This window comes from uncultured Merdimonas sp., assembly GCF_963929015.1.
GTDB lineage: Bacteria > Bacillota > Clostridia > Lachnospirales > Lachnospiraceae > Merdimonas.
Map to the genome: position 1 here is coordinate 47,862 of NZ_CAWVHE010000008.1, position 23,030 is coordinate 70,891.

21 protein-coding genes are annotated in these 23,030 nt (G+C 49.6%); 1 reads left to right on the forward strand and 20 read right to left on the reverse strand.

What is annotated here, in order from left to right:
- Nucleotides 1-90 precede the first annotated feature (90 nt).
- From ABGT54_RS04565 to ABGT54_RS04635, 15 genes are all read right to left on the reverse strand, one after another.
- Nucleotides 91-1,482 (reverse strand): ABC transporter substrate-binding protein, encoded by a 1,392-nt coding sequence (locus tag ABGT54_RS04565; protein ID WP_346663029.1) that lies wholly within the window; start codon nucleotides 1,480-1,482, stop codon nucleotides 91-93.
- A 27-nt stretch (nucleotides 1,483-1,509) separates the two neighbouring features.
- A complete protein-coding gene (locus tag ABGT54_RS04570; RefSeq protein ID WP_204909328.1) occupies nucleotides 1,510-2,427 on the reverse strand; it encodes a carbohydrate ABC transporter permease in 918 nt (305 codons plus the stop codon).
- A complete protein-coding gene (locus ABGT54_RS04575; protein ID WP_346663030.1) occupies nucleotides 2,427-3,296 on the reverse strand; it encodes a sugar ABC transporter permease in 870 nt (289 codons plus the stop codon). Before ABGT54_RS04575 ends, ABGT54_RS04570 begins: the two co-directional genes overlap by 1 nt.
- Complete coding sequence (gene ugpC, locus ABGT54_RS04580) at nucleotides 3,296-4,441, reverse strand: sn-glycerol-3-phosphate ABC transporter ATP-binding protein UgpC (protein ID WP_204929676.1); 1,146 nt, start codon at nucleotides 4,439-4,441, stop codon at nucleotides 3,296-3,298. Before ugpC ends, ABGT54_RS04575 begins: the two co-directional genes overlap by 1 nt.
- 221 nt (nucleotides 4,442-4,662) lie before the next feature.
- Nucleotides 4,663-5,859 (reverse strand): LL-diaminopimelate aminotransferase, encoded by a 1,197-nt coding sequence (locus tag ABGT54_RS04585; RefSeq protein WP_346663031.1) that lies wholly within the window; start codon nucleotides 5,857-5,859, stop codon nucleotides 4,663-4,665.
- A gap of 41 nt (nucleotides 5,860-5,900) precedes the next feature.
- Complete coding sequence (locus ABGT54_RS04590; protein ID WP_346663032.1) at nucleotides 5,901-6,815, reverse strand: CvpA family protein; 915 nt, start codon at nucleotides 6,813-6,815, stop codon at nucleotides 5,901-5,903.
- 9 nt (nucleotides 6,816-6,824) lie between these two features.
- Nucleotides 6,825-8,075, reverse strand: a complete 1,251-nt coding sequence (locus ABGT54_RS04595) for a DUF5711 family protein (RefSeq protein ID WP_346663033.1) — start codon at nucleotides 8,073-8,075, stop codon at nucleotides 6,825-6,827.
- Between the two features lie 58 nt (nucleotides 8,076-8,133).
- Nucleotides 8,134-9,258, reverse strand: a complete 1,125-nt coding sequence (locus tag ABGT54_RS04600) for a LysM domain-containing protein (protein WP_346663034.1) — start codon at nucleotides 9,256-9,258, stop codon at nucleotides 8,134-8,136.
- Nucleotides 9,259-9,495: 237 nt separating this feature from the next.
- The gene (locus ABGT54_RS04605) at nucleotides 9,496-10,434 is read right to left on the reverse strand and encodes a transketolase family protein (RefSeq protein ID WP_346663035.1); all 939 of its coding nucleotides are present in this window, start codon (nucleotides 10,432-10,434) and stop codon (nucleotides 9,496-9,498) included.
- Nucleotides 10,422-11,258, reverse strand: a complete 837-nt coding sequence (locus tag ABGT54_RS04610; protein WP_346663036.1) for a transketolase — start codon at nucleotides 11,256-11,258, stop codon at nucleotides 10,422-10,424. The genes ABGT54_RS04605 and ABGT54_RS04610 overlap by 13 nt, the downstream gene beginning before the upstream one ends.
- Nucleotides 11,259-11,285: 27 nt before the next feature.
- Nucleotides 11,286-11,939 carry a fructose-6-phosphate aldolase gene (gene fsa, locus ABGT54_RS04615; RefSeq protein WP_204909319.1) on the reverse strand — a complete coding sequence of 218 codons (654 nt, stop codon included), beginning with the start codon at nucleotides 11,937-11,939 and terminating at the stop codon, nucleotides 11,286-11,288.
- A gap of 103 nt (nucleotides 11,940-12,042) precedes the next feature.
- A complete protein-coding gene (recR, locus tag ABGT54_RS04620; RefSeq protein ID WP_346663037.1) occupies nucleotides 12,043-12,639 on the reverse strand; it encodes a recombination mediator RecR in 597 nt (198 codons plus the stop codon).
- Nucleotides 12,640-12,653: 14 nt separating this feature from the next.
- Nucleotides 12,654-13,007 (reverse strand): YbaB/EbfC family nucleoid-associated protein, encoded by a 354-nt coding sequence (locus ABGT54_RS04625; protein ID WP_346663038.1) that lies wholly within the window; start codon nucleotides 13,005-13,007, stop codon nucleotides 12,654-12,656.
- Between the two features lie 48 nt (nucleotides 13,008-13,055).
- Nucleotides 13,056-14,636, reverse strand: coding sequence for a DNA polymerase III subunit gamma/tau (dnaX, locus tag ABGT54_RS04630; RefSeq protein ID WP_346663039.1), 1,581 nt, complete (start codon nucleotides 14,634-14,636; stop codon nucleotides 13,056-13,058).
- Between the two features lie 44 nt (nucleotides 14,637-14,680).
- Entirely contained in the window at nucleotides 14,681-15,769 is a 1,089-nt protein-coding gene (locus ABGT54_RS04635; RefSeq protein ID WP_346663040.1) for an ATP-dependent 6-phosphofructokinase, read from the reverse strand.
- A gap of 210 nt (nucleotides 15,770-15,979) precedes the next feature.
- Between ABGT54_RS04635 and map the strand changes: the two genes are divergently transcribed.
- Nucleotides 15,980-16,789, forward strand: coding sequence for a type I methionyl aminopeptidase (gene map, locus ABGT54_RS04640; protein WP_346663041.1), 810 nt, complete (start codon nucleotides 15,980-15,982; stop codon nucleotides 16,787-16,789).
- Between the two features lie 83 nt (nucleotides 16,790-16,872).
- On the opposite strand, the gene ABGT54_RS04645 is transcribed toward map, so the two are convergent.
- The 5 genes from ABGT54_RS04645 to ABGT54_RS04665 form a co-directional block, all read right to left on the reverse strand.
- On the reverse strand, nucleotides 16,873-18,918 hold the full coding sequence (locus ABGT54_RS04645; RefSeq protein WP_346663042.1) for a glycoside hydrolase family 13 protein: 2,046 nt from the start codon (nucleotides 18,916-18,918) through the stop codon (nucleotides 16,873-16,875).
- Between the two features lie 16 nt (nucleotides 18,919-18,934).
- Complete coding sequence (gene ftsH, locus ABGT54_RS04650; protein WP_346663043.1) at nucleotides 18,935-20,800, reverse strand: ATP-dependent zinc metalloprotease FtsH; 1,866 nt, start codon at nucleotides 20,798-20,800, stop codon at nucleotides 18,935-18,937.
- A gap of 18 nt (nucleotides 20,801-20,818) precedes the next feature.
- The gene (hpt, locus tag ABGT54_RS04655) at nucleotides 20,819-21,346 is read right to left on the reverse strand and encodes a hypoxanthine phosphoribosyltransferase (protein WP_346663044.1); all 528 of its coding nucleotides are present in this window, start codon (nucleotides 21,344-21,346) and stop codon (nucleotides 20,819-20,821) included.
- Nucleotides 21,309-22,700, reverse strand: coding sequence for a tRNA lysidine(34) synthetase TilS (tilS, locus tag ABGT54_RS04660; RefSeq protein WP_346663045.1), 1,392 nt, complete (start codon nucleotides 22,698-22,700; stop codon nucleotides 21,309-21,311). Before tilS ends, hpt begins: the two co-directional genes overlap by 38 nt.
- Before the next feature lie 112 nt (nucleotides 22,701-22,812).
- Nucleotides 22,813-23,030, reverse strand: a 218-nt coding sequence (locus ABGT54_RS04665) for a SpoIIE family protein phosphatase (protein WP_346663046.1), incomplete at its 5' end; no start/stop codon positions are given.

The window sequence follows — 23,030 nt, forward strand, 5'->3', positions numbered from 1 at the left end:
TTCCCTATTATGCAAAGAGTGCCGCCACATTTTATTGCGGCGGCTCCCCCGATTTTTATTCTTATGTCTAAAGATATCCTACAATATCTTTTATTCATTTACCAGACTGTATTCTTCGATAGAACTGTTAATAGTTTCTGCCATATTGGCAACTGCCTCATCTGAAGTCTCGTTTCCGTTAAGCATACTCTCGATCTCGGATTCTACCGTTGCTCTTGCCTCAGAAAATACACTCAGAAGCGCGCCCACATATTCCGGTGAAGAATCATGCAGCTGATCGATAGCAGTCTGGAACTGTGGATACTGTGCGATATTATCTTTAAATACCTGCTCTTCCTGAGCCGCTACCGTTACCGGGAAGTATCCGGTCTGAGCGTTCCAGTATGCCTGTGATTCCGGAGATACCAGGAATTTTACAAATTCCCAGGTTGCTCTCAATTTCTTAGAATCCTGGTTGTTTAATGCCCACAGAGAAGCTCCTCCAATGGAAACGCCGCCCTCGTCACTATCTTTCACAGACGGGAAATATGCAGTTCCCACTTCAAATTTTCCATTTACATCCTGAAGGATCTGCTTCAGAGAAGCGGTAGATCCAAGTGTGATCGCTGATTTTCCAGAGGAGAAATCTGCCAGTCCGGCATCTCCGCCCTTACCTACGATCGGCGCATATCCTTTATCGTTCAGAGACTTCCACGCATCCAGAATATTCTTTGCTCCGCCATTCTCGTCAAAAGCTACTGCTGTTGCAGCCTCTTCTCTTCCGTTTCCGTTATTTGCATAATCCAGACCCTGCTTTCCAAGGAACTGTTCAAAGAACCATCCGTAGATAGACAGAGACATAACTTCTCCGGCTCCGCCTTCATTTAACAGCTGGTCTCCAATGGCCTCGATCCCTTCCAGGCTGGTGGGAACCTCTGTAATACCCGCTTTGTCAAACATATCTTTATTATAGTACATCAGCGGTGTAGAAGAATTAAACGGCATGGAGTAAAGCTGATCATCAATGGTATAATATGCCGCAAGGTTCGGCTCGATCTGAGACAGATCATAACCGTCCTCGTCAATCATCTGCTGCATAGGAACGATCCAGCCGGAATCGATCATAAATCTGGTCCCGATCTCATATACCTGTACCAGATCTGCACCCATATTGCCGATCTGTGCGCTCTTTAATTTATTCAGCGCGTCGTCATATTCACCCTGGAATTCTGATACAACCGTGATCCCATATTCATTTTCTTCATTGAAACGGCTTACCAGTTCATCGATCGCCTCGCCGTTTACTCCTCCCATGGAGTGCCAGAAAGTAATCTCTGTACCGTCCACGTCTTCTGCGGCAGCCATCTCCACAGCTTCTGCAGCTGCAGCGTCTCCTCCCTCCTGAGCACCGCTCTGGTCCTCAAGGCTTTTTCCGCCGCAGCCTGCAAGCAGACTGGCAGTCAGTGCTGTTGTCAATAATACTGAAACAATTCTTTTCTTCATGTTTTTCTCCTTTTTCCTGAATAAACTTTAACCTTTTACCGCGCCGGAGAACATACCCCGGATCAGCTGTTTCTGTCCCACAATAAAGATTGATATTGACGGGATGATAATCATTACCACACCTGCGATCATCATCGTGATGGACTGAGAATCCACACTGTTCAACATACTGATACCGATCTGAACGGTTCTCATGTCATTGGATCCTGTAACGAGCAGAGGCCACATATACATATTCCATGCATTGATAAAGGTGTATACTGCCATGGCTCCGATCGCCGATTTTGTCAGCGGGATCAGGATTTTCACGATGAATCTCAAGTTTCCGCATCCGTCCAGCTTTGCTGATTCATATAAGGATATCGGAAATGTCATATAAAACTGACGGAACAGGAAGATTCCCATTGCTGACGTCAGGTATGGTATGATCAATACCGGATAAGTATCCAGCATTCCCAGATTTCCAACTGTCAGATAGTTGGAAATGATAGTCGCTTCTCCCGGAACCATCATCGTAGCCATTACCACCATGAAAAGGAGCCCTTTTCCCTTAAATTCCAGGAAAGAAAACGCAAATGCCGCAAGAGAACAGGTGATGATCTGCCCGATCGTGATGCATCCCGCCATAATAAATGAGTTCAAGATAAATTTAAGCAGCGGTACATTTGTAAATGCATCTACAAAATTCTGGATCGTCGGATTTTTCGGGAACAGGTTCAGATCTGTAGTAAACAGTTCTCCCGAAGGCATGAATGCGATACTGATCGCATATAACAGTGGAAGCAGGATCACAACCGCCATAATAATATTGGCAACAAGGAGGGTTCCTGTCCTCACCCTTCTTCTGGTAAGCGCCCTGGCATTCATCTCTTTCTTTAATTGCAGAAGTTCTTCTCTGCTGATGATTCTCTGGCTGCCTGCAGCCATGGTATCTGTCTGGCTCATTAATAACTTACTCCTTTCTTCTCAATACGGAACATCACAAGAGTAATCAACATAACGATAATAAACAGGATCACGGACTGAGCTGCCGCGCTTCCGAACCGATAGTTGAAAAAGGCGTCACGGTAGATCGAGTACACGATAACATTCGTCGCCTCATCCGGTCCTCCTTCTGTCAGGATCTTGATCTGTCCGAAAGACTGGAATGCCTGGATAATATTTACGACCAGCGTATAAAACATGATCGGCGAAAGACCCGGCAGGGTCAGACTGAAAAATTTCTGAATACTTCCCGCTCCGTCCACAGACGCTCTCTCATAGATGGTTTCGTCAATATTTCCAAGTCCGGCTGAAAAATACAGAAAGTTAATTCCACTGTTCAGCCAGGCCGTCAGGATCGCTACGCAATACAACGCCGTATCCGGATTGTTCAGCCAGTTAATATCCAACCCCAGCAGCTTATTGACGATACCTACTGTAGGATGCAGCATGATCTCAAAAATCATAGCTGCAGAACTGGAGGCAATTGCCATTGGCAGTGCATAAGAGGTACTGAAAAAGCGGATCCCTGGAAACGCTTTATTACAAAGCACTGCGGCGATCAGGCCCAAAAGCATTCCGCCAACCACAACGATCACTACAAAGATCAGGGTCACTTTCAGACTGTTGCGGAAAGATTCGCTCGTCAACAGATCAATATAGTTCTGCATTCCTACAAATACTTTTGCCTGTCCCATCTTGTCTGTCAGAAACAGACTCAGAAATATAGTTTTAAAAAAGGGATAAAAAAGGAAAACTGCAAATACCAGCATACATGGCACTAGATAAAAGTATGGGGATGCATTCCATTTACTTTTTTTCACTGCGTTCATTACACCGTCTCCTCTCTGTAAAATATGCTTTCTTCGGTATTTTGATCAAACAGATGGATTTTCTTTGGATCAAAGTAAAGATCGATCTTTTCTCCGGTCATCGTCTGGTTCTTCGGATGAAGGCGTACCGCATGGGTTTTCTTCTGCTCGTCAAAATAAAGGAATACTTCCGCTCCCAACATTTCTCTTGCCGTAACCGTTACGTTCATTCCAACGGTGGCTTTTTCGATGCCAAGTTCTGCGGCGTCCGCGTACTCATGGATATCTTCCGGCCGGATTCCCAGAGTCACATCCTGGTCCATGGCTCTGAGTCTGGCAAGCTCGCTTCTTCTTCCTTCCAGGTAAATTTTCTTTCCATCTTTCGGATTTCCAATAAAAACGACCATCCTGCCATTTTCCTCTGTGACATGAGCCTGGAAGAAATTCATGGACGGAGAACCGATAAACCCTGCCACAAATAAATTTACCGGATGATTGTACAGTTCTACCGGAGTTTCCACCTGCTGTACCACACCATCTTTCATTACTACAATCCTGGTTCCCAGCGTCATAGCCTCTGTCTGATCATGGGTTACATAAATGATCGTAGTCTCAAGTTCTTTATGTAATTTTGCAAGTTCGATCCGCATCTGTGCACGAAGCTTGGCATCCAGATTGGAAAGCGGTTCGTCCATCAAAAATGCCTTGGGTCTGCGGATAATGGCGCTTCCGATCGCAACTCTTTGTTTTTGTCCGCCGGACAGAGCTGCCGGCTTTCTGTCCAGCAGATGCTCAATCTCAAGAATTCTTGCAACTTTATGCACTTTCTCATCAATCTCACTCTTGGAAGCTTTTCGAACTTTCAAGGCGAACGCCAGATTTCCATACACCGTCATATTGGGATATAACGCATAATTCTGGAACACCATGGACAGCCCTCTGTCTTTTGGATCGAAATAATTACATAACTGATCGTCGATCCACAGTTCTCCGTCGCTGATATCCTCCAATCCGGCGATCATTCGAAGAGTCGTCGATTTTCCGCATCCGGAAGGGCCGACAAAAATAATGAATTCCTGGTCGTGAATGTCCAGACTAAAATCTTTCACTGCAAAGTTACCTTTTTCATACTCTTTGCATACATTTCTTAATACAATCTCTGACACAGTATTTCTCCTCCCTTAGTGTCGTCTTCTCTCATTTTCAACAGGTCTCAACAAATCATACATTCACATTTTACGGATCAGGCTCTTCTGCTTCTACCATACTTTTTAAAAGGTTTCGTTAAGAACGTGTTAAGGCGTCCTCTTTTTGACAAGAAAAAAGACACCCTTCATCGGATGTCTCTTTCATGGTTCCTGTCTGTTTTTTCTGATAACCGTCCTGTCTAAAACAACTCCTCAAACCGCCGCATGGCCTCCGCCGTACTCTCGTGCTGTCCGAATGCCGTCAGGCGGAAATAATTCTTGCCGTTCTCGCCAAACCCTGCTCCCGGTGTTCCCACCACCTGGGCATGGGTCAAAAGATAATCAAAGAACTCCCAGGATTCCATGCCTTTGGGGCACTCAAACCAGATATAGGGAGAGTTCACGCCTCCGGTAAAGGGAATGTTTTTCTTTCTCAGCACATCGGCAATGATCTTTGCATTCTGCCGGTAGTATTCGATGTTTTCCATGCACTCCGCCATTCCTTCTTCTGTGAAGACTGCCTCCGCCGCACGCTGCACGATATACGGCGTCCCGTTAAATTTGGTGGAATGTCTCCGGTTCCACATGGCATGCAGGGAAAGTTCTGTCCCGTTAGATGCCGGAAAGACCAGTTCTTTGGGAATCACGGTGTAAGAACACCTGGTTCCGGTAAATCCTGCTGTTTTCGATAAAGAGCAGAATTCGATCGCACATTCTTTTGCACCTTCGATCTCAAAGATACTCCTGGGAAGCGCCGGATCTGACACGAAAGCTTCATAAGCCGCGTCAAACAGGATCACTGCCTGCATTTCTTTTGCATACGCCACCCACTTTTCCAGCTGCTCTTTGCTGTAGCAGGCTCCTGTAGGGTTATTGGGCGAGCACAGATAGATCAGGTCTGCCTTCACCGACGGATCCGGCATGGGCAGGAAATCATTTTCTGCTGTGCCGTTCATATAGACGATCTTACGGCCGTCCATGAGATTGGTGTCTACATAAACCGGATAAACCGGATCCGGCACCAGTACTACATTGTCTTTGCCAAACAGATCCGTGATGTTGCCGGTATCACTTTTTGCGCCGTCGGAAATGAAGATGGTATCCGGATCTACGTCCGCTCCATTTTTCTTATAATATGCAGAAATGGCGTTCCGCAGGAAATCATATCCTTTCTCCGGCCCGTATCCCCGGAAAGTTTCGGGAACCGCCTGTTCCTCCACTGCTTTGTGGAGCGCCTCGATCACTTTCTTTGTCAGAGGCTTTGTCACGTCTCCGATCCCCAGCCGGATGATCTTCTGATCCGGATGGGCTTCTTCATATTTGCTGACCCGTCTTGCGATCTCCGCAAACAGATAGCTTTCTTCCAGATTCTGGTAGTTTTCATTCAGTAATGGCATTTTCTTCTTCCTCCTTACTGTGTCTTCACATTTACAGGTGTCTATCGGAACATGGTCGCCAGACTCATGATCGGATTGTATTGATACAGAACACTCAAAAAGTTGTCTGTTTCTATCATGGTATAAAGTTCTTTTCCAAAACTGGTCACATAAAGAAGGGTGATCACCACAAAAGCGGTCCACACAATGATCAGCGCGCCGCTAAGGCCGATCACGCCTCCGGCCAGCCGGTTCAGCGCGCCTAAAACAGGCAGATTGGACACAATATCCAGCGCAAATACGATGGCCCGTACAAGAATCGTGATCAGGATAAATGTACACAAAAATGCGGCCACATTCAGCGCAAGCCCCGCCAGAAAATCTCCGGCATACTGCACAAAGGTCTCTGCTCCCAGCTGGCGGTACATCTCGCTGTTGTTGTTTTCCATCAAAAGATTTTTGAATATTTCCGGCAGATCTGCGCCCTCGATGGCTGAGATCTGCAGGTCCCTTGGCACATCCGCACCTGCGATAATCTCTTCCATCGGCGTCCCCTCTTCTCCGGTCAGGCCGTCCAGCACATCTCTGGAGATCCCAAGTTCAGCCAGATCCTGGCTGGTAACTTCTCCATTTACAATGTCCTCAATGGTAATCCCGTACTCCTTCAGCTTTTCTTCCGACACCCCGGCCGCGCCAAGAACCCGGCGGACGCTGTCCGCATCCATCTTCTCTTCTTCACCGCCAAAGCTTGCCGAAGCTCCCTCTGCCATGGTGGAGACCACCTGGCTTCGGATCATATCATCCAGGGGCGTATAGGTTTCCAGGGCGTCTGCCACATAAGGCGTGGCAAAATATACGATCACCAGGGTTGCCAGCGTAGCAGCAAGGGAAACGATGATCTTAACCGCCCCCCGCATAAAACCGACGATCAGGCATATGAGAAACACCGCTCCTACTGTCATTGATAACCAATTCATAAATTCTCCTTATTTTACAAGACGGATCTCTTCCAACCCATTCTCGTTTATCACAATGTACTTATTGACTCCTGCAACCGGAAAGATTTCTTTGATCTTGCTATTCATCTCCCCGTCAAATTTCCGGATACCGCCGCGGCCAAAAATACTGCATTTTTTTCCATCATACAAAATGACCTGACTTCCACAGAGTTTCGCGTGGCTGTAGTCTCCGGAGAAATTTTCAGACATGGCCACCTGTCCTCTCGCATTATAAAGCCTCAATTCATAGCCTTCTTTGCCTTCGTTTTTCAGGATCATGCCGATATAGTTCTCATTATGGAACACACTTTTGATTTCTTTCTTAATCTCAACGCTTACCTGTTCTTCCGGGTTTGAACTTCCCCGGTAGATCGTAAGCAGATGATCCCCCACCGCGGCAGACACGGAAGCACTCATAAAAAAACCTTCCGCCATTACGGTATTATCATATTCTTTCTGATAGATCCGGTGATCTGCTTTTTCTTCCCCTGCTTCTCCGAAATTATAGTAAGCTGTTCTGGACTTCACCATTGCGTCCTCCACATACAGGTACAGGACCTGCAGCGTCTCCCCGTCCGGGGAAAGCGCAGTGTCCAGAGGATAGCCTGTCCCGTTCATGGAACTTTTCAGTTCTGCCAGAAGGTTGCCTGCCGCGTCATAACAGAGGATATGTGACGAACTCTCATCATTTAAGATCACACTGACGATGCCCTGCCGGGACACCCGGATCTTTTCCACCGGCAGATTTGTCTCCGTTTCTCCCCGGAGTCCCTCCTCGTCAAATACCAGGATGGCGTTCCCCCCTTTATCCGCCACCGCCGCAGACTCGCCGTTGACATCCACGACAGGATTCTGAATCTGGTAGGGATGGTTCCACTGTTCCTTTCCCTGATAGTCAAGATAGGCAATCCCGTCCCTGCTGTACTTAAGAACCCCTTTGGCAAACTGTACATAATCGCTTCCTGCCGCTCCTGTTACCGGATAGGTGTCAATGGTCCTGATGCCGGTATAAGTCTGAAGGCTGATGAGCAGGTAAACGCCAATACACAGAGCCAGGATGATTCCCGCCGCAAGGACTCCTTTTTTCCAGGAACTGCGTTTTTTCATCTCCGGCTGCTGTTCTTCACCGAGCTCTGTCTGATCCTCTTTTCGCAATTCGCGGATTATGCGATCTATAATCTTTTCAGTGGGATCCTGATCCTCCACCACCTGTAATTTCTTCTTTTTCCAGTGTATCATCGATTCACCCTTTGCTGATTTTCATTTGCATCTTATATATTGTACCATAATTTCCTGTTTATGGGAGTAACAATTTTTGACCGATGTAAATCAGATTGCCGTCCGACAGTCCGTTCATTTTGCAGATCGCCTCTGCCTGTGAGGAGTTTCCATACACCTTCCTGCTGATGGTATCCAGGGTATCTCCCTTTTGCACTACATAATAATCATCTTCTGTAAGGCCTGTTTCTCCTGCGTCATCTCCCTGTGGGATCTCCGGTCCCGAATCTGCGCCGGCAGCCGCAGCATCCCCGCCACTGTCCACAGATCCGTCACCCCCGCCGGACCCGTCTGCCTCCTGCCCACGGGCGGCGGCTGTCACCACCGCCCCGTCTTCGGTTTCTTCTATATCCTCTCCGCCGACGCCTGTCCCTCCTACCGACCTGGATAAAGATTCCAGAGAACTTTGTACAGCCGCCATCTTATCATAACTGTTCATGGCCAGGGCTCCGATCACCAGAACCACTACCACCAATAGCGTACTGGTAAGATATACCATGCGGGAGCTTAGACGATCGTTTCTTTTTTCCATCCGCTCTCTTACGGTACTGCGAAAATCCTTTGCAGCTCGATCCTCAACCACTTCACTGGGAGAAACGCCGATCTTTTTTCGGGTAGTGATCATATAATTCTGCATAGCGGGATTTTTCTCATAGAAAATATAGTGTCCTCCCATCTGCATCAGTTCCCCATACTTAAAAGCATAGAACATCTCCTCGCCGTCCAGAGAATCCTTCCATATAAATACAGAATGATCTTTAGAAAAATACCGGTTGTGGACTCTGCCTGCTTCCCGGATACGCCCCATAGGTTTTGCATCCTCCACAAGCCCCCAGCCCACAATATCCGACTCCGGGAAATACGTTTTTCTGTCTTCTTCCATCTGCCGGACAGTCTCTTCTCTGACGCCGATTTCTTTTGCTTCCACTCTGACTTCCTGCAGGCGGAAGGCCCCTTCTATGTATACCACCGGCGTTTCTTCCACCTGGAAGATCTGTCCGGCCAGGGCGAATCCTACGGGCTCATCCTTTGCTTTTTCCCTGAGCTGGTTGATATAGGTATCCACATAATCCTCTACATAAATCTTTGGTTCGTCACTGACATTGCCAATCTGCCTGACATTTTTTGGAAGTTGTCTTTCCATATACTCTCACCTCGTTTTTTGTATTTTGGGTTATGATAGCATATGGATTTTGCGTTTTTTGCCAATTAGTGAAACTCCGCATGAGAAGTTTCCGGCAGATGCCCCAAGCCTTCGACGCAGCTTCTTAGAACACGGCAAGACGAAGGTCGAGAAATAGCAGATCCACAACCAAAAACCCCTCTCCCGTCCGGCCCTGATGCCGGAGGAAGAGGGGTGGTATGATCTTATGCGGATCTTCTATACAAAACTTTTCACTTTCTCACAGATGCTGTCTGCATCCAGGCCGTACTTTCTGATCAGCTCTGCCGCCGGTCCGGACTCGCCGAACACATCGTTAATGCCAATCTTCAGTACCTTTGCCGGCGCTTTCTGCGCTACCACGTCACAGACTGCGCTTCCCAGGCCGCCGATAACGGAATGTTCTTCCACAGTCACGATCTTGCCGGTGGTCTCTGCTGCCCGGATGACCGCTTCCTCGTCCAGCGGTTTGATGGTGTGCATATTGATCACCTGCACGCTGATGCCGTCCGCCTCAAGCTTCTCGGCCGCTGCCAGGGACTCGGATACCGGAAGCCCTGCCGCAATAATAGTCACATCCGTTCCTTCTCTTAAGGTAATGGATCTGCCAATCTCAAACTTGTAATCAGGATTATCATTTATCACCGGCACAGCCGCCCGGCCAAATCTTAAATACACCGGTCCCACATGTTCATAAGCCGCTTTGACGGCAGCCTTCGCTTCAATATCATCAGAAGGATTGATCACTACCATGCCGGGAATGGTCCGCATCAGGGCCAGATCCTCGTTACACTGGTGGGTCGCGCCGTCCTCGCCTACTGAGATACTGGCATGAGTCGCGCCAATCTTTACATTCAGATGCGGATAGCCGATGGAGTTTCGTACCTGCTCAAAGGCACGCCCTGCCGCAAACATGGCAAAGGAGCTGGCAAAAGGCACCTTTCCTGCTGCCGCAAGGCCTGCTGCCACACCCATCATATTGCTCTCTGCGATTCCGCAGTCAATATGCCGTTCCGGAAATGCTTTTTTAAAGGTTCCCGTCTTGGTCGCAGCAGCCAGGTCTGCGTCAAGAACCACCAGATCCTCGTGCTCTTTTCCTAATTCCACCAAAGCATTGCCATAGCTTTCTCTGGTCGCGATCTTCTTTACTTCTGACATAATGCTTCACCTACTTTCTCTAAATCTGCCATAGCAACTGCGTACTGCTCGTCATTTGGAGCCGCACCATGCCAGGAAGCCTGATTTTCCATGAAAGATACACCTTTTCCTTTGATGGTCTTTGCGATGATCGCCGTCGGACATCCTTTCGTCTCCCTTGCTTCCTGAAAGGCTGCGCGGATGGCGTCAAAGTCATGCCCATCGATATTGATCACATGAAAATTAAAAGCTTCAAACTTCTTATCAATCGGATACGGGGAGTTTACATCGGAGATAGCCCCGTCGATCTGCAGGTTGTTATTATCCACGATCACGACCAGATTGTCCAGTTTTCTGTGTGCGGCCAGCATGGATGCCTCCCACACCTGTCCTTCCTGGATCTCTCCGTCTCCCAGAAGCGTATATACCCGGTAGCTGTCTCCGGAGAGTTTTGCCGCAAGCGCCATTCCCACTGCCGCAGAGATTCCCTGGCCCAGAGAACCGCTGGACATATCCACGCCCGGGATATGCTTCATATCCGGATGTCCCTGCAGATAAGAACCTGTCTTGCGAAGGGTCTTTAAATCTTCCACCGGGAAGAATCCTCTGTGCGCCAGTGTGGAATAATATCCCGGAGCCGTGTGTCCTTTGGACAGGACAAAGCGGTCTCTGTCTGCCTTCTTCGGATCTGCCGGGTCAATGTTCATCTCCTCAAAATAGAGATATGTATAAAGATCTGCCGCTGACAAAGATCCGCCGGGATGTCCGGATTTGGCGCTGTGCACCGCCTCGATCACCCCTTTCCGGATCTCGTTGGCTGTTTTCATTAATTCAATATTTTCCATGATGTCCTCCTGATTTTCTGCGGATGCTTACTCTCCGAATACTGCTTTGTAGTCTGCCTGGAACTTCTCAATCCCTGCGTCCGTCAGAGGATGATGTGTCATTTTCTCGATCACTGCGTATGGAACGGTTGCGATGTCTGCTCCTGCCAGCGCGCAGTCGGTCACATGCATCGGATGACGGATGCTGGCCGCGATGATCTCTGTCTGAATGCCGGCGATCTTAAAGATCTCAGAAATCTCTGCGATCAGATCGGTCCCTCTTACGGAAATGTCGTCCAGACGGCCCAGGAACGGAGACACATAAGTAGCGCCCGCTCTTGCTGCCAGAAGCGCCTGATTTGCAGTAAAGATCAGGGTCACGTTCGTCTTGATCCCTTCGGAGGAAAGCACCTTCACAGCTTTGAGCCCTTCGACCGTCATCGGAATCTTTACCACCATATTTTTGTGGATCTTTGCGATCTCTCTTCCTTCTGCGATCATTCCTTCTGCGTCCGTAGTTGTTGCCTTTACTTCTCCGCTGATAGGTCCGTCAACAATAGACGCGATCTCTGCGATCACTTCTTCAAAGACTCTTCCCTCTTTTGCGATCAGGGACGGATTGGTTGTCACGCCGCAGATCACACCCATGTCGTTTGCTTTTTTAATGTCTTCTACTTTTGCTGTGTCGATAAAAAATTTCATCTTCTCTTCCTCCTAATTTTTAACGGTTTGTCCGATACTTCGATTATAGACCATTCCGTTTTCTCCGGTCAATACCGCCGTTTCCTATTTTTATATCAATTTTCTATAATTCGGTCCTTCCCTCCAGCGCCCGAAGAAGCGTTACCTCATCAATGTATTCCAGATCGCCGCCCACCGGCACGCCGCTGGCGATCCGGCTGACTTTGATCCCTGTAGGCTTGATCAGCTTGCTGATATACATGGCTGTGGTCTCTCCCTCCAGACTGGAGTTGGTCGCGATGATCACCTCGTCTACCTCTCCTTCCAGCCGGGTGATCAGCTCTTTCAGCCGGATATCTTCCGGGCCGATCCCGAGCATCGGAGAGATGGCGCCATGAAGCACATGATAAACGCCATTGTATTTCCCGGTCTTCTCATAAGCCGCCAGATCCCGGGTGTTTTCCACAACCATAATGGTCTTGTGATCCCGGGAGCTGCTGCTGCAGATGGGGCAGAGTTCCTGATCTGTCAGCGTACAGCACTCTTTGCAGTACCTGACGTTTTCCCGGGCGCTGACCATCGTATCTGCCAGCCGCTTTACATCCTCCGCAGGCATATGGATCAGGTGAAACGCCAGCCTTGCCGCTGATTTTGCGCCAATACCCGGAAGGCAGGACAACTCTTCGATTAACTTGCTGATCTGACTGCTGTAATAATCCATACCGGCCGCTCCTTCTAGAACAGGCCCGGAATGCCGCCGCCCATTCCGCCGGTAAATCTGGACATGGCGGCAGCAGAGGCCTCATCTACCTTTTCCAGCACCTCGTTCATGGCTGCAACCAGCAGATCTTCCAGCATTTCCACGTCATCAGGATCCACCACTTCTTCATCCAGTTTGATCTTGCTCACTTTTTTGTTTCCAGTCATGGTAATCTCTACAGCGCCGCCTCCGGCAGTCGCTGTAAATTCTTTTGTTTCCATTTCTTTTGCCTGTTCTTCCATCTGACGCTGCATTTTCTGTGCCTGCTTCATCAGATTTGCCATATTTCCCGGCATACCTCCGCCAGGGAATCCTCCTCTTTTTGCCATGTTTCCAGTCCTCCTGCTTTTACTGATTTTTATATTCTGACATTGGATCTAATCTTCTATTGTAAGTTCCATGTGGATCAGCTTCTCAATATCCACAAAGCTGTCCTCAAACCTTCCGCCGCTCTCCAGCGCGCGGACTTCCACCTCTACCTGTCTGCCGATCTTTTCTTCGATCAGTCTGCGGATCTCTTCCTTGTGTTCCGGACTTCCCAGCACCCCGCCGCTTAAATCGTCCGGCGCAACGATCAGAAGTGTATTTCCATCGCCGGCGCTAAGTCTTGCCTTTTTCAGATAGGTGCGGAGCATAGGCGAAGCGTCTCCCAGAATACTTCGGAAGTCCCGGGCCACCGCCTGAATGTCCGCGTTCAGCGCTTTGGGAAGCTGGCGCGTCGTCTCTTCCTTCCCGGTCTTTTCTTCATCCGCTGTTTCTTCTGCCAGTCCGGATCTTGCAGCTCCCGCGCCCCCTGACACAACTCCGTCTTCCAGCTGTTTTTCCAGAAAACGGACCCTGTCTTCCAGGGCGTCTCTGGTCTGTTCCATGGCAGGCCGGCACAGCCGTATCAGCGTCACCTCCAGAAGAACCCGCTTCTGGGTGGAATAGCGGAGCTGGTTTGTAAGATCCGAAAACACCCGGATATACCGGATCAGCGTCTCTGTCCCGATCATCTGCGCCTCTTCTTTCAGCTGCTCAAGATTCTCCGTGGATACGTCCAGCACATCCTCCATGTCATCCGAACATTTTACCAGAAGAAGATTCCTAAGATACCAGGTAAAATCCGCCGCAAGCTGTGACAGCTCCCTGCCTCCCATTACCAGCTCGTCTACCGTTTCAACCACCCGGGATACGTCCATAGCTATGATTTCCCGCAGCAGACGGCTGAACACATCCGTGTCCACTGCTCCCAGGATCTCCAGCACATGATCATAGGTGAGCCGCTGTCCGATATAAAAAGCCGCGCACTGATCCAGAAGACTTAGCCCGTCGCGCATAGAGCCGTCCGCTGCCCTGGCAATATAGCGCACCGCTTTTTCTTCTACTTCCCAGCCTTCCCTATCGATCAGCTCCCGCAGTCTTGCGGCGATCGTGTCGATCGAAATCCTCTTAAAATCATACCTCTGGCACCGGCTTAAAATGGTCACTGGGATCTTGTTGGCCTCTGTGGTTGCCAGAATAAAGATCACATATTCCGGCGGTTCCTCAAGCGTCTTCAAAAGCGCGTTAAAAGCTCCGATGGACAGCATATGAACCTCGTCGATGATGTAGACCTTGTACCTGCCTTCTGCCGGCCGATAGGCTACTTCTTCGCGGATTTCCCGGATGTTGTCCACACCGTTGTTGGAGGCTGCGTCAATCTCGATCACATTCATGGAATTTCCTGCGGCAATGGACCGGCACATGGCACATTCCCCGCAGGGGCTTCCGTCTATGGGATGCTCGCAGTTTACCGCTTTTGCAAAGATCTTGGCCACCGTAGTCTTCCCGGTGCCTCTGGTCCCGCAAAACAGATACGCGTGACCGATCCTCCCGGCGGATATCTGATTTTTCAGAGTTGTGACGATCGCGTCCTGACCCTTTACATCGTCAAATTCACCGGGACGAAACTTCCGGTATAACGCCATATATGACATGTCTTACACTTCCTGTCTGCTTCCATTTTTATTTCTTTTGTCATTTATTTATTGCTTTGCTTGTCTCCAAAACTGATCCCTGTCATTCTGGCTTCTTTGATAATGTCAGAATCCGGATCCACATACTTAAGCTTTCCTGCAACTTCTGCCAGCGGTACTCTTACGATGCTGCCGTTTTTCAGACCCATCATTTTGCCGAAGTCTCCGTCAAGGATTGCTTCTGCCGCAGCAGCGCCCAGACGGGTAGAAAGAACTCTGTCGTAAGGACAGGGAGATCCGCCTCTTTGCATATGGCCCGGCACCGTGATCCGCACCTCCTGATCGGTGCGCTTCTGGATCCGCTCTGCCACTTCATACGCTACGGAAGGATAATTTTTCTTTTCCTGCTTTTCTTTCAATTCTTTTTTGGACAACTTCGCATCCTTTTTGGAAATAGCCCCCTCGGCAACCGCAATAATGGTGAAGCGCTTGCCTGCGGCTTTTCTCTTATTGATCGCGTCTACGACCACGTCCGTATCGTAGGGGATCTCCGGCAGAAGGATGATATCCGCGCCTCCGGCGATGCCGGCATGCAGCGTCACCCAGCCTACTTTATGCCCCATGACTTCAATAATAAATACCCGGCTGTGGGATGTGGCGGTAGTATGGATCTTGTCAATGGTATCCGTAGCGATATCCACTGCGCTCTGAAAGCCAAATGTCATATCTGTTCCCCACAGATCGTTGTCAATGGTCTTTGGAAGGGTGATGATGTTCAGCCCTTCTTCCCTTAACATATTCGCTGTTTTATGGGTTCCGTTGCCGCCCAGGATCACCAGACAGTCCAGATTGAGTTTATGGTAAGTGTGCTTCATGGCCTCTACCTTGTCCAGCCCGTTCTCATCCGGCACCCTCATCAGCTTAAACGGCTGCCTGGAAGTACCCAGAATGGTCCCTCCCACAGTCAGGATCCCGGAGAAGTCTCTGGAAGTCAGCATTTTAAAATTAGAATAAATCAACCCCTTGTATCCTTCCTGAAACCCATAGATCTCTACATCATCTCTCTTTGCACAGATTCCCTTTACAACTCCGCGCATTGCCGCGTTCAGCGCCTGGCAATCGCCTCCGCTTGTAAGCATTCCGATTCTTAACATACGCCCACTCCTTTCTGATCTTTGTCTTGTCTACTTTTGACTATTTCAAAGCATTTCCTGTGTCTTCTGACTGCAGTGCATACTTCTGCATTATGAAAATTATACCCTATTTTGGGAAAGGGTACAATGGGGAATTCCCGAAGTTGACAAATGTGTTATACTAGAAACAGCGCAAAGTAAAAACATTATTTTAAGAAAGCAGGTAGTCAAGTGGATAATCTGGATATAAAACTATGGTCCCTGGCCGCCAGAGGCCAGATCGTTCCGGACCGCTCTCTTCTAAAGACCGATGAGCAGATCCGGGCCATCAAAAAAAGCGCGGCGCTGAATACCGCCGTACTGGATCATGTGGCCACCCACATCCGTCCAGGCATGAGTACTGCCAGGATCGACCAGCTGGTCTATGATTTCACCGTAAGCCACGGCGGCATTCCCGCCCCTCTGAATTACGAAGGATTCCCAAAAAGCGTCTGCACTTCCGTCAACGATGTGATCTGTCACGGGATCCCTGATGAAAACGAGATCCTTCAGGAGGGAGATATTGTCAACGTAGATGTTTCCACCATTCTGGACGGCTATTATTCTGACGCTTCCCGTATGTTTCTGATCGGAGAAGTATCTCCCCGGGCCAGAAAACTGGTAGACGTCACAAAAGAATGTGTAGAGCGCGGACTGAAAGCCGCAAAACCCTGGGGACATTTAGGCGATATTGCCTGGGCTATCAACTCTCACGCAAGGAAAAACGGCTATTCCGTCGTAGAAGACATCGGCGGCCATGGCATCGGCCTGGAGTTTCATGAAGATCCTTTTGTAAGTTATGTCACTCCCAAAGGCACAGAAATGGTACTGGTCCCAGGCATGATGTTCACCATAGAACCCATGATCAACGAAGGCGGCCCCGAATTCTTCATTGACGAAGACAACGGCTGGACTGTCTACACCGAAGACGGCGGCCTGTCCGCACAGATCGAATATATGGTCCTGATCACCGACACAGGCGTCGAAGTCCTGACAAAATAATCGGGTACAGGGCAAAATGCAAAAAGGTACAGGGTAAAACGCAATTTGGGACGTAGACCTTTGCAAAAGGTCTACGTCCCAAATTAGTCTTCCCGCACGGCGATCAATACCAGCGCTGAATGTGCGCCCATATTTACCACTACTTCTCCGTCACGGATCAGATATTCTTCAAATTCGGTTGTGTACCCTTCATGGTAAGAATACATCAGCCGCTCCATCCGGCCTTTTACAGGCACTTCTGCCCTCCAGGCGGGCACGGTCACCTCTGTCAGTTCATCTCTGTTATTGATGATAACGATGATCTGTTCTCCTTTTCGGAATCTTCCATAAGACAAAAGATTCTCATCCCAAAAGAGCATCTGCAGGGAACCGGTCCGAAGAGAGCGGTATTCTTTGTGGATCCGCACCATCTCCCTGTGAAATGCAATCAGTTCCTGATCTTCATGTCCCCAGGGATAGGTTCTGCGGTTGTCCGGATCGGTAAATCCGCACAGGCCCGCTTCATCTCCATAATAGATCGTGGGCGCGCCCACCCAGGTCATCTGCATAACAACTGCTTCCCGCATGACCGCAAGATTCACATACTCTTCCGCCGCCTTGTGCCCAAGGGTGTCTACCCTTCCCACCATGTGATTGGTCCGTGTCAGGAATCTGGAATGATCATGATTGGACAATTCATTCATAGCCACCTGCAGGGACGGCGTCAGCATATTGGACATATGATGGGACATGGAACTGACAAAATTATCCGCATTTCCGAACAATTCTCCCCGAACCTCATCACTGTGCTTCTCCATCCCGGTCAGGAACCAGGTTACCGGCTCCATAAATGCGTCATAGTTCATCACCGAATCCCACTCATCTCCCCGAAGCCACGGGCTTGGATCCCCATAGTGCTCCGCCAGGATCAAAGCATTGGGATTGGCTTTTTTTACCACTGTCCGGAACTTTTTCCAAAACTGGTGATTATATTCACTGCTGCGCCCGAGATCTGCAGCCACATCCAGTCTCCATCCGTCCACATTATAAGGCGGAGAAACCCATTTCTTTCCAATGGAAAGAATATAGTTTTCCAGCTTTTGTGATTCTTCGTAATTTAGCTTAGGCAGAGTGTCGTGCCCCCACCAGCCGTCGTAATCTTTGTTATAGGGCCAGTCACTGTCATCTTCCTTAAAAAACCGAAAATAACTGCGGTACGGACTGTCTTTGGAGATATAGGCCCCGGGGAAATACTCTTCCCTGCCTTCATAGATCCGCTCCCGGTCCATCCATTTATTAAAGGAACCACAGTGATTAAACACCCCGTCCAGAATGATCTTCATTCCCCGCCTGTGCAATTCTTCCACCAGCCGGATAAACAACTGGTTGCTGGCCTCCAGATTCTTCAGATCTGCAACCCGCTTCTGATATCTGGTGGCCTGGCTGTTATCCGTTATGCCTTCCGGCAGGAGATCTCCGCCATCCCGGACAATCACCCCGAAATGCGGATCAATATAGTCATAATCCTGAATATCATACTTGTGATTCGAGGGAGAAACAAACAACGGATTAAAGTACAACACTTCTACCCCAAGTTCCTGCAGATAATCCAGCTTGTCGATCACCCCCTGAAGATCTCCGCCATAAAACTCCCGGACGCCCATCGTCTCCGGATATTTCATCCAGTCCGTCACACGGCTGCTGTAACCGCCGATATAATAATATTCCCTGGTTTCCACATCATTGAACGGATCCCCGTTGTAAAACCGGTCCGTGTAAATCTGATACATCACTGCGCCTTTCGCCCAGTCAGGCGTGGAAAATCCAGGCACAACCTCAAAATCATAATACTCCTCAATCTCCAGAGAAACGCCGCAGCGGTTATAATAACAAACCTCATCCTGATCCTGTATCATAAAATAATACCGGAAAGGCTCCTCACCCACGTCCCGGCGGATCGCATAAAAATCAAATCCCCGCTCTGTACATTCCTTTTCCATCTCAGAAGCGCCGTCTTTTCCCACCAGAAAAACACGTACCGAATCATTCTCTGCAGTCCGAAACCGAAAAGTTACCCTGCTGTTTATCTCCGGCTCTGCGGGGATCACATAACTCTCCGTCCCGTCACAAAATAATGCCGCCTGATTCATATAGCATTCCGCCTCTCTAACTGATGCCCGTTCCTTCTTCATCTACAGGCTTTTCTTCAAATAATGCTTCAAACTCTTCCCTGGAAATCTTCTCCTTTTCCAGCAAAAGATCTGCACAGGCATGAAGCACACTGTCATATTCCCGGATGATGCTTCTGGCCTTTTCATAACACTCGTCAATGATTCTTTTTACCTCACTGTCGATCGTTGTTGCCACATGCTCTCCATAGCGCCTGGACGCATGCGCCAGGTCGCGGCCGATAAACACCTCGTCGCTGTCGTCGTCATAGTTGATAAGGCCTACCGTCTCTGACATGCCAAACCGGGTCACCATGGCTTTTGCAAGGCTGGTGGCCTGTTTGATATCCTGGGACGCTCCGGTGGTAATATCATCCAGAACCTCTTCTTCCGCCACACGGCCGCCCAGAGCAACCGTAATATCCTGAAGCATCTTACCTCTGGTATTAAACATATCGTCATTTTCCGGCAAAGGCATCGTATACCCGCCGGCTCCGCCAGTAGGTATGATAGACACACTGTATACCGGTCCCACATCCGGCAGTACATGGAAGAGAATGGCGTGTCCCGCCTCATGAAAAGCAGTGATCCGCTTCTCTTTCTCCGAGATTACGCGGCTCTTCTTCTCCGCGCCGATCCCCACCTTCACAAACGCCTTCCGGATATCTTCCTGTCTTAAAAATACCCGGTTCTCCTTGGCCGCCAGGATCGCCGCCTCATTCAGAAGGTTCTCAAGATCTGCGCCTGTAAATCCGGCGGTAGTCTGTGCGATCTGCTTTAAATCCACCTCTTCGCTTAAGGGTTTTCCTTTGGCATGTACCCGGAGGATCTCCTCCCGGCCCTGCACATCCGGACGCCCGACCATCACCTTCCGGTCGAAACGCCCCGGTCTTAAGATGGCCGGATCCAGGATATCCACCCGGTTGGTTGCCGCCATCACAATGATGCCTTCATTGACGCCAAAGCCGTCCATCTCCACCAGCAGCTGGTTCAGTGTCTGCTCCCGCTCGTCATGGCCGCCGCCCATACCGGTTCCCCGTCGTCTTGCGACCGCATCGATCTCATCAATAAAAATAATACAGGGCGCATGACGCTTTGCCTCGTCAAACAGATCCCGGACTCTGGAAGCTCCCACACCGACAAACATTTCTACAAAATCCGAACCGGAAATTGTAAAAAACGGCACGCCTGCCTCTCCTGCCACCGCTTTTGCAAGCAGGGTCTTTCCGGTTCCCGGCGGTCCCACCAGAAGTACTCCCTTTGGAATACGGGCGCCCACCTGAATATATTTTTTCGGCGCTTTTAAGAAATCTACGATCTCCTCCAGCTCTTCCTTTTCTTCCTGAAGCCCGGCAACCTCCGCAAATGTGATCTTCCGGTCGCTGTCTGTACTCATCCGGGCACGGCTCTTGCCAAAACTCATCGCCTTGGCTCCTGCTCCGCCGCTCTGACGATTCATCAGCGCAAAGATCAAAAATACGCCGCCCAGCATCAGAAGCGTGGGCAAAAGCGTGGTCGCAAGCCAGTTATCCTGCGGAACGTCCGGCATCTCGTAATCGATCTTGTGCTCCTTCAGATACTGCTGGATCTCATTCACATCCGAAACATAATAGTACTTAACCAGGTCTCCCTGTGCGTCTTCTTCTTTCAGCTCAATCTCCACTCTTCCGGTGGGCACGCTCTTATTCTGCCGCACCGTTACATCCGCCACATCCTCGCTTTCTACCAGATCCTGAAACTGCTCCCAGCTAAGTTCCCTGTCTCTTTCTTCAAAACGGCTTGTATACCAGAGCGCCACAAACATACCCATGGCAATGACAAGCAGCGTAACGCCCCCAAATCCTCTCGTTTTCTTATTATTCAATGTTTTGCAGGCCCCTTTCTAATCTTCAAACTCCACCACACCGATATAAGGCAGATTTCTGTACTTCTGAGCATAATCCAGCCCATACCCCACAACAAATTCATCGGGGATCTCAAATCCGACATAGTCCACTTCCACATCCCGCACCCTCCGGTCCGGCTTATCAAGAAGGGTACAGATCCGCATGCTGGCCGGATGTCTCTTCTTCAGGATCTCCAGCAGATAAAACAAGGTCCTGCCGGAATCGATGATATCTTCCACCACCAGAACGTCTTTGCCTTCCAGCGGCTCATCCAGATCCTTGACGATCCGCACAACTCCGCTGGAGGACGTTCCGTCCCCGTAGCTGCTTACACTCATAAAATCCATGGAAACAGGCACACTGATCCTCTTTGCCAGCTCGCACATAAAAAATACGCCGCCCTTCAGCACACAGATCAGATGCACCTGTCTGCCCGCGTAATCCTCACTGATCTTTTTCCCGATCTCTTCAATCCTCTTTGCCACTTCATCTTCCGGAACCAACACTTTGATCTTTTCCGCCATCTTTTTCTCCTCCGTAATATTCTATTTCCAGGATACGCGTTGTCCTGTCTGTAATCTGATATCTTTGATTCTGCCGGTATCCCACGACCCACAGGATCTCCGGTCCGTCGGCTGCAAGCCAGATCCGTTCCCTTTCCTCCCGGGGGATTTTTTCATTGATAAAATACTGTTTTAGCTTCTGTGTATTCCCCTGCCGGTCGATGGTCAGATAATCGCCCGGTTCCCGATGCCTGAATTTAACAGTACTCTTAATTATATCATAGTCAAACCACTTCGTGTAGGGGGTAACTGGAAAACTTATCCCTTCCTTTTTCCGTTCAAAGACCCGGCTGCGAAAAGCAGGCGCTTCGTCTGCCCTCTCCTTCCCGGCCTCCGTCCGGCGCTGCCGGGACAAAAAAATACCTTCGTAGCGCCTCTCTGCCTTTAGCTCTCCCGGCAGATCCAGTCTTTTGCCGGTCTGCTTTCCCATCAGTTCCTCCAGGAGACGGATGTGGGCAGTCTCCACATCCTTCCTCCGCCCCTCTGCAAGGCAGAGCGCCTCCATCAGCACATAGGACTGCAGCGCCTCCGGGATCTTCTGAAATGCCTCTTCCAGAATCACAAGCCCGTCTTTTTCCCACCGGCTGCATCCTGCCAGAAAACGTTCCGCCTCCCATCCAAGATACTCCGACAATTTCTGCATTTCCTCCATCGTCCTGGCCATATGCCGGACAGCCTGACTGTTGATCTCTTCTTCCAGATAGGGGATCACCCTTCTGCGGATCTTATTTCTGGCGTACGCTTCCTCCAGATTGGTTTCATCGGTACAATAAGAGAATTCCCGTTTTTTCAGATATGATTCAATCTCCTGCTTGCGAAATAAAAGCAGCGGCCGGATATATCTTCCTTCTCTGGGCAAGATTCCGCGAAGCCCCCGGATCTGACAACCTCTGCAAAGATTCAAAAGCAAGGTTTCCGCCTGGTCATCCTGGTGATGGGCAAGAGCGATCCGGGCGTCCTTCCACTCCTCTCCTGCCATGGCAAAGCACTGGCGCCGCACCTCCCGGCCCGCTTCTTCCAGAGACAGTCTGTGCAGACGCGCATAGCCTGGCACATCTTCACGGAACACCCGAAGCTCCACCTTCCATTTCCGGCAAAGTTCCCTGACAAAAGCCTCGTCCTCATCCGCAGCCTTACCCCGGATCCCGTGATGAACGTGAACCGCCAGAAGCGAGAGTTCCCATTCTTCTTTTAATTTCAAAAGCATAAGAAGAAGGCATACGGAATCCGGTCCTCCCGATACGCCTGCGATCACCTTATCCTGTTTTTCCAGCATGTGATGCTCCTGCACATATGCCTTCATTCTGTCATACATAGGGCCAGCACCTTCCCGACTTCCCGCATGTCTTTCTCTGCGCTGTCATCTCTTTTTACTATATAAAAAAATACCGGGAATTGCAAGTTCTCCTGCCGTCTGCCGCTTCCCGCTACTTCCTCCATATTCCGGCTGCCAGAACCGTCATATCATCCAGCGGGAGCTCTCCGGACCACTCCAGCACCCTTCCCAGGATATGATGCGCCAGCTCCTTCGGGTTCACGATCTGTGCCTCCCGGATAAAACCGCACATCAAAGCCTCCTGCTCTCCTGCCGGAAGCGCATCCATCACCCCGTCCGTCACCATGATCACAAACACGCGATCTAGTG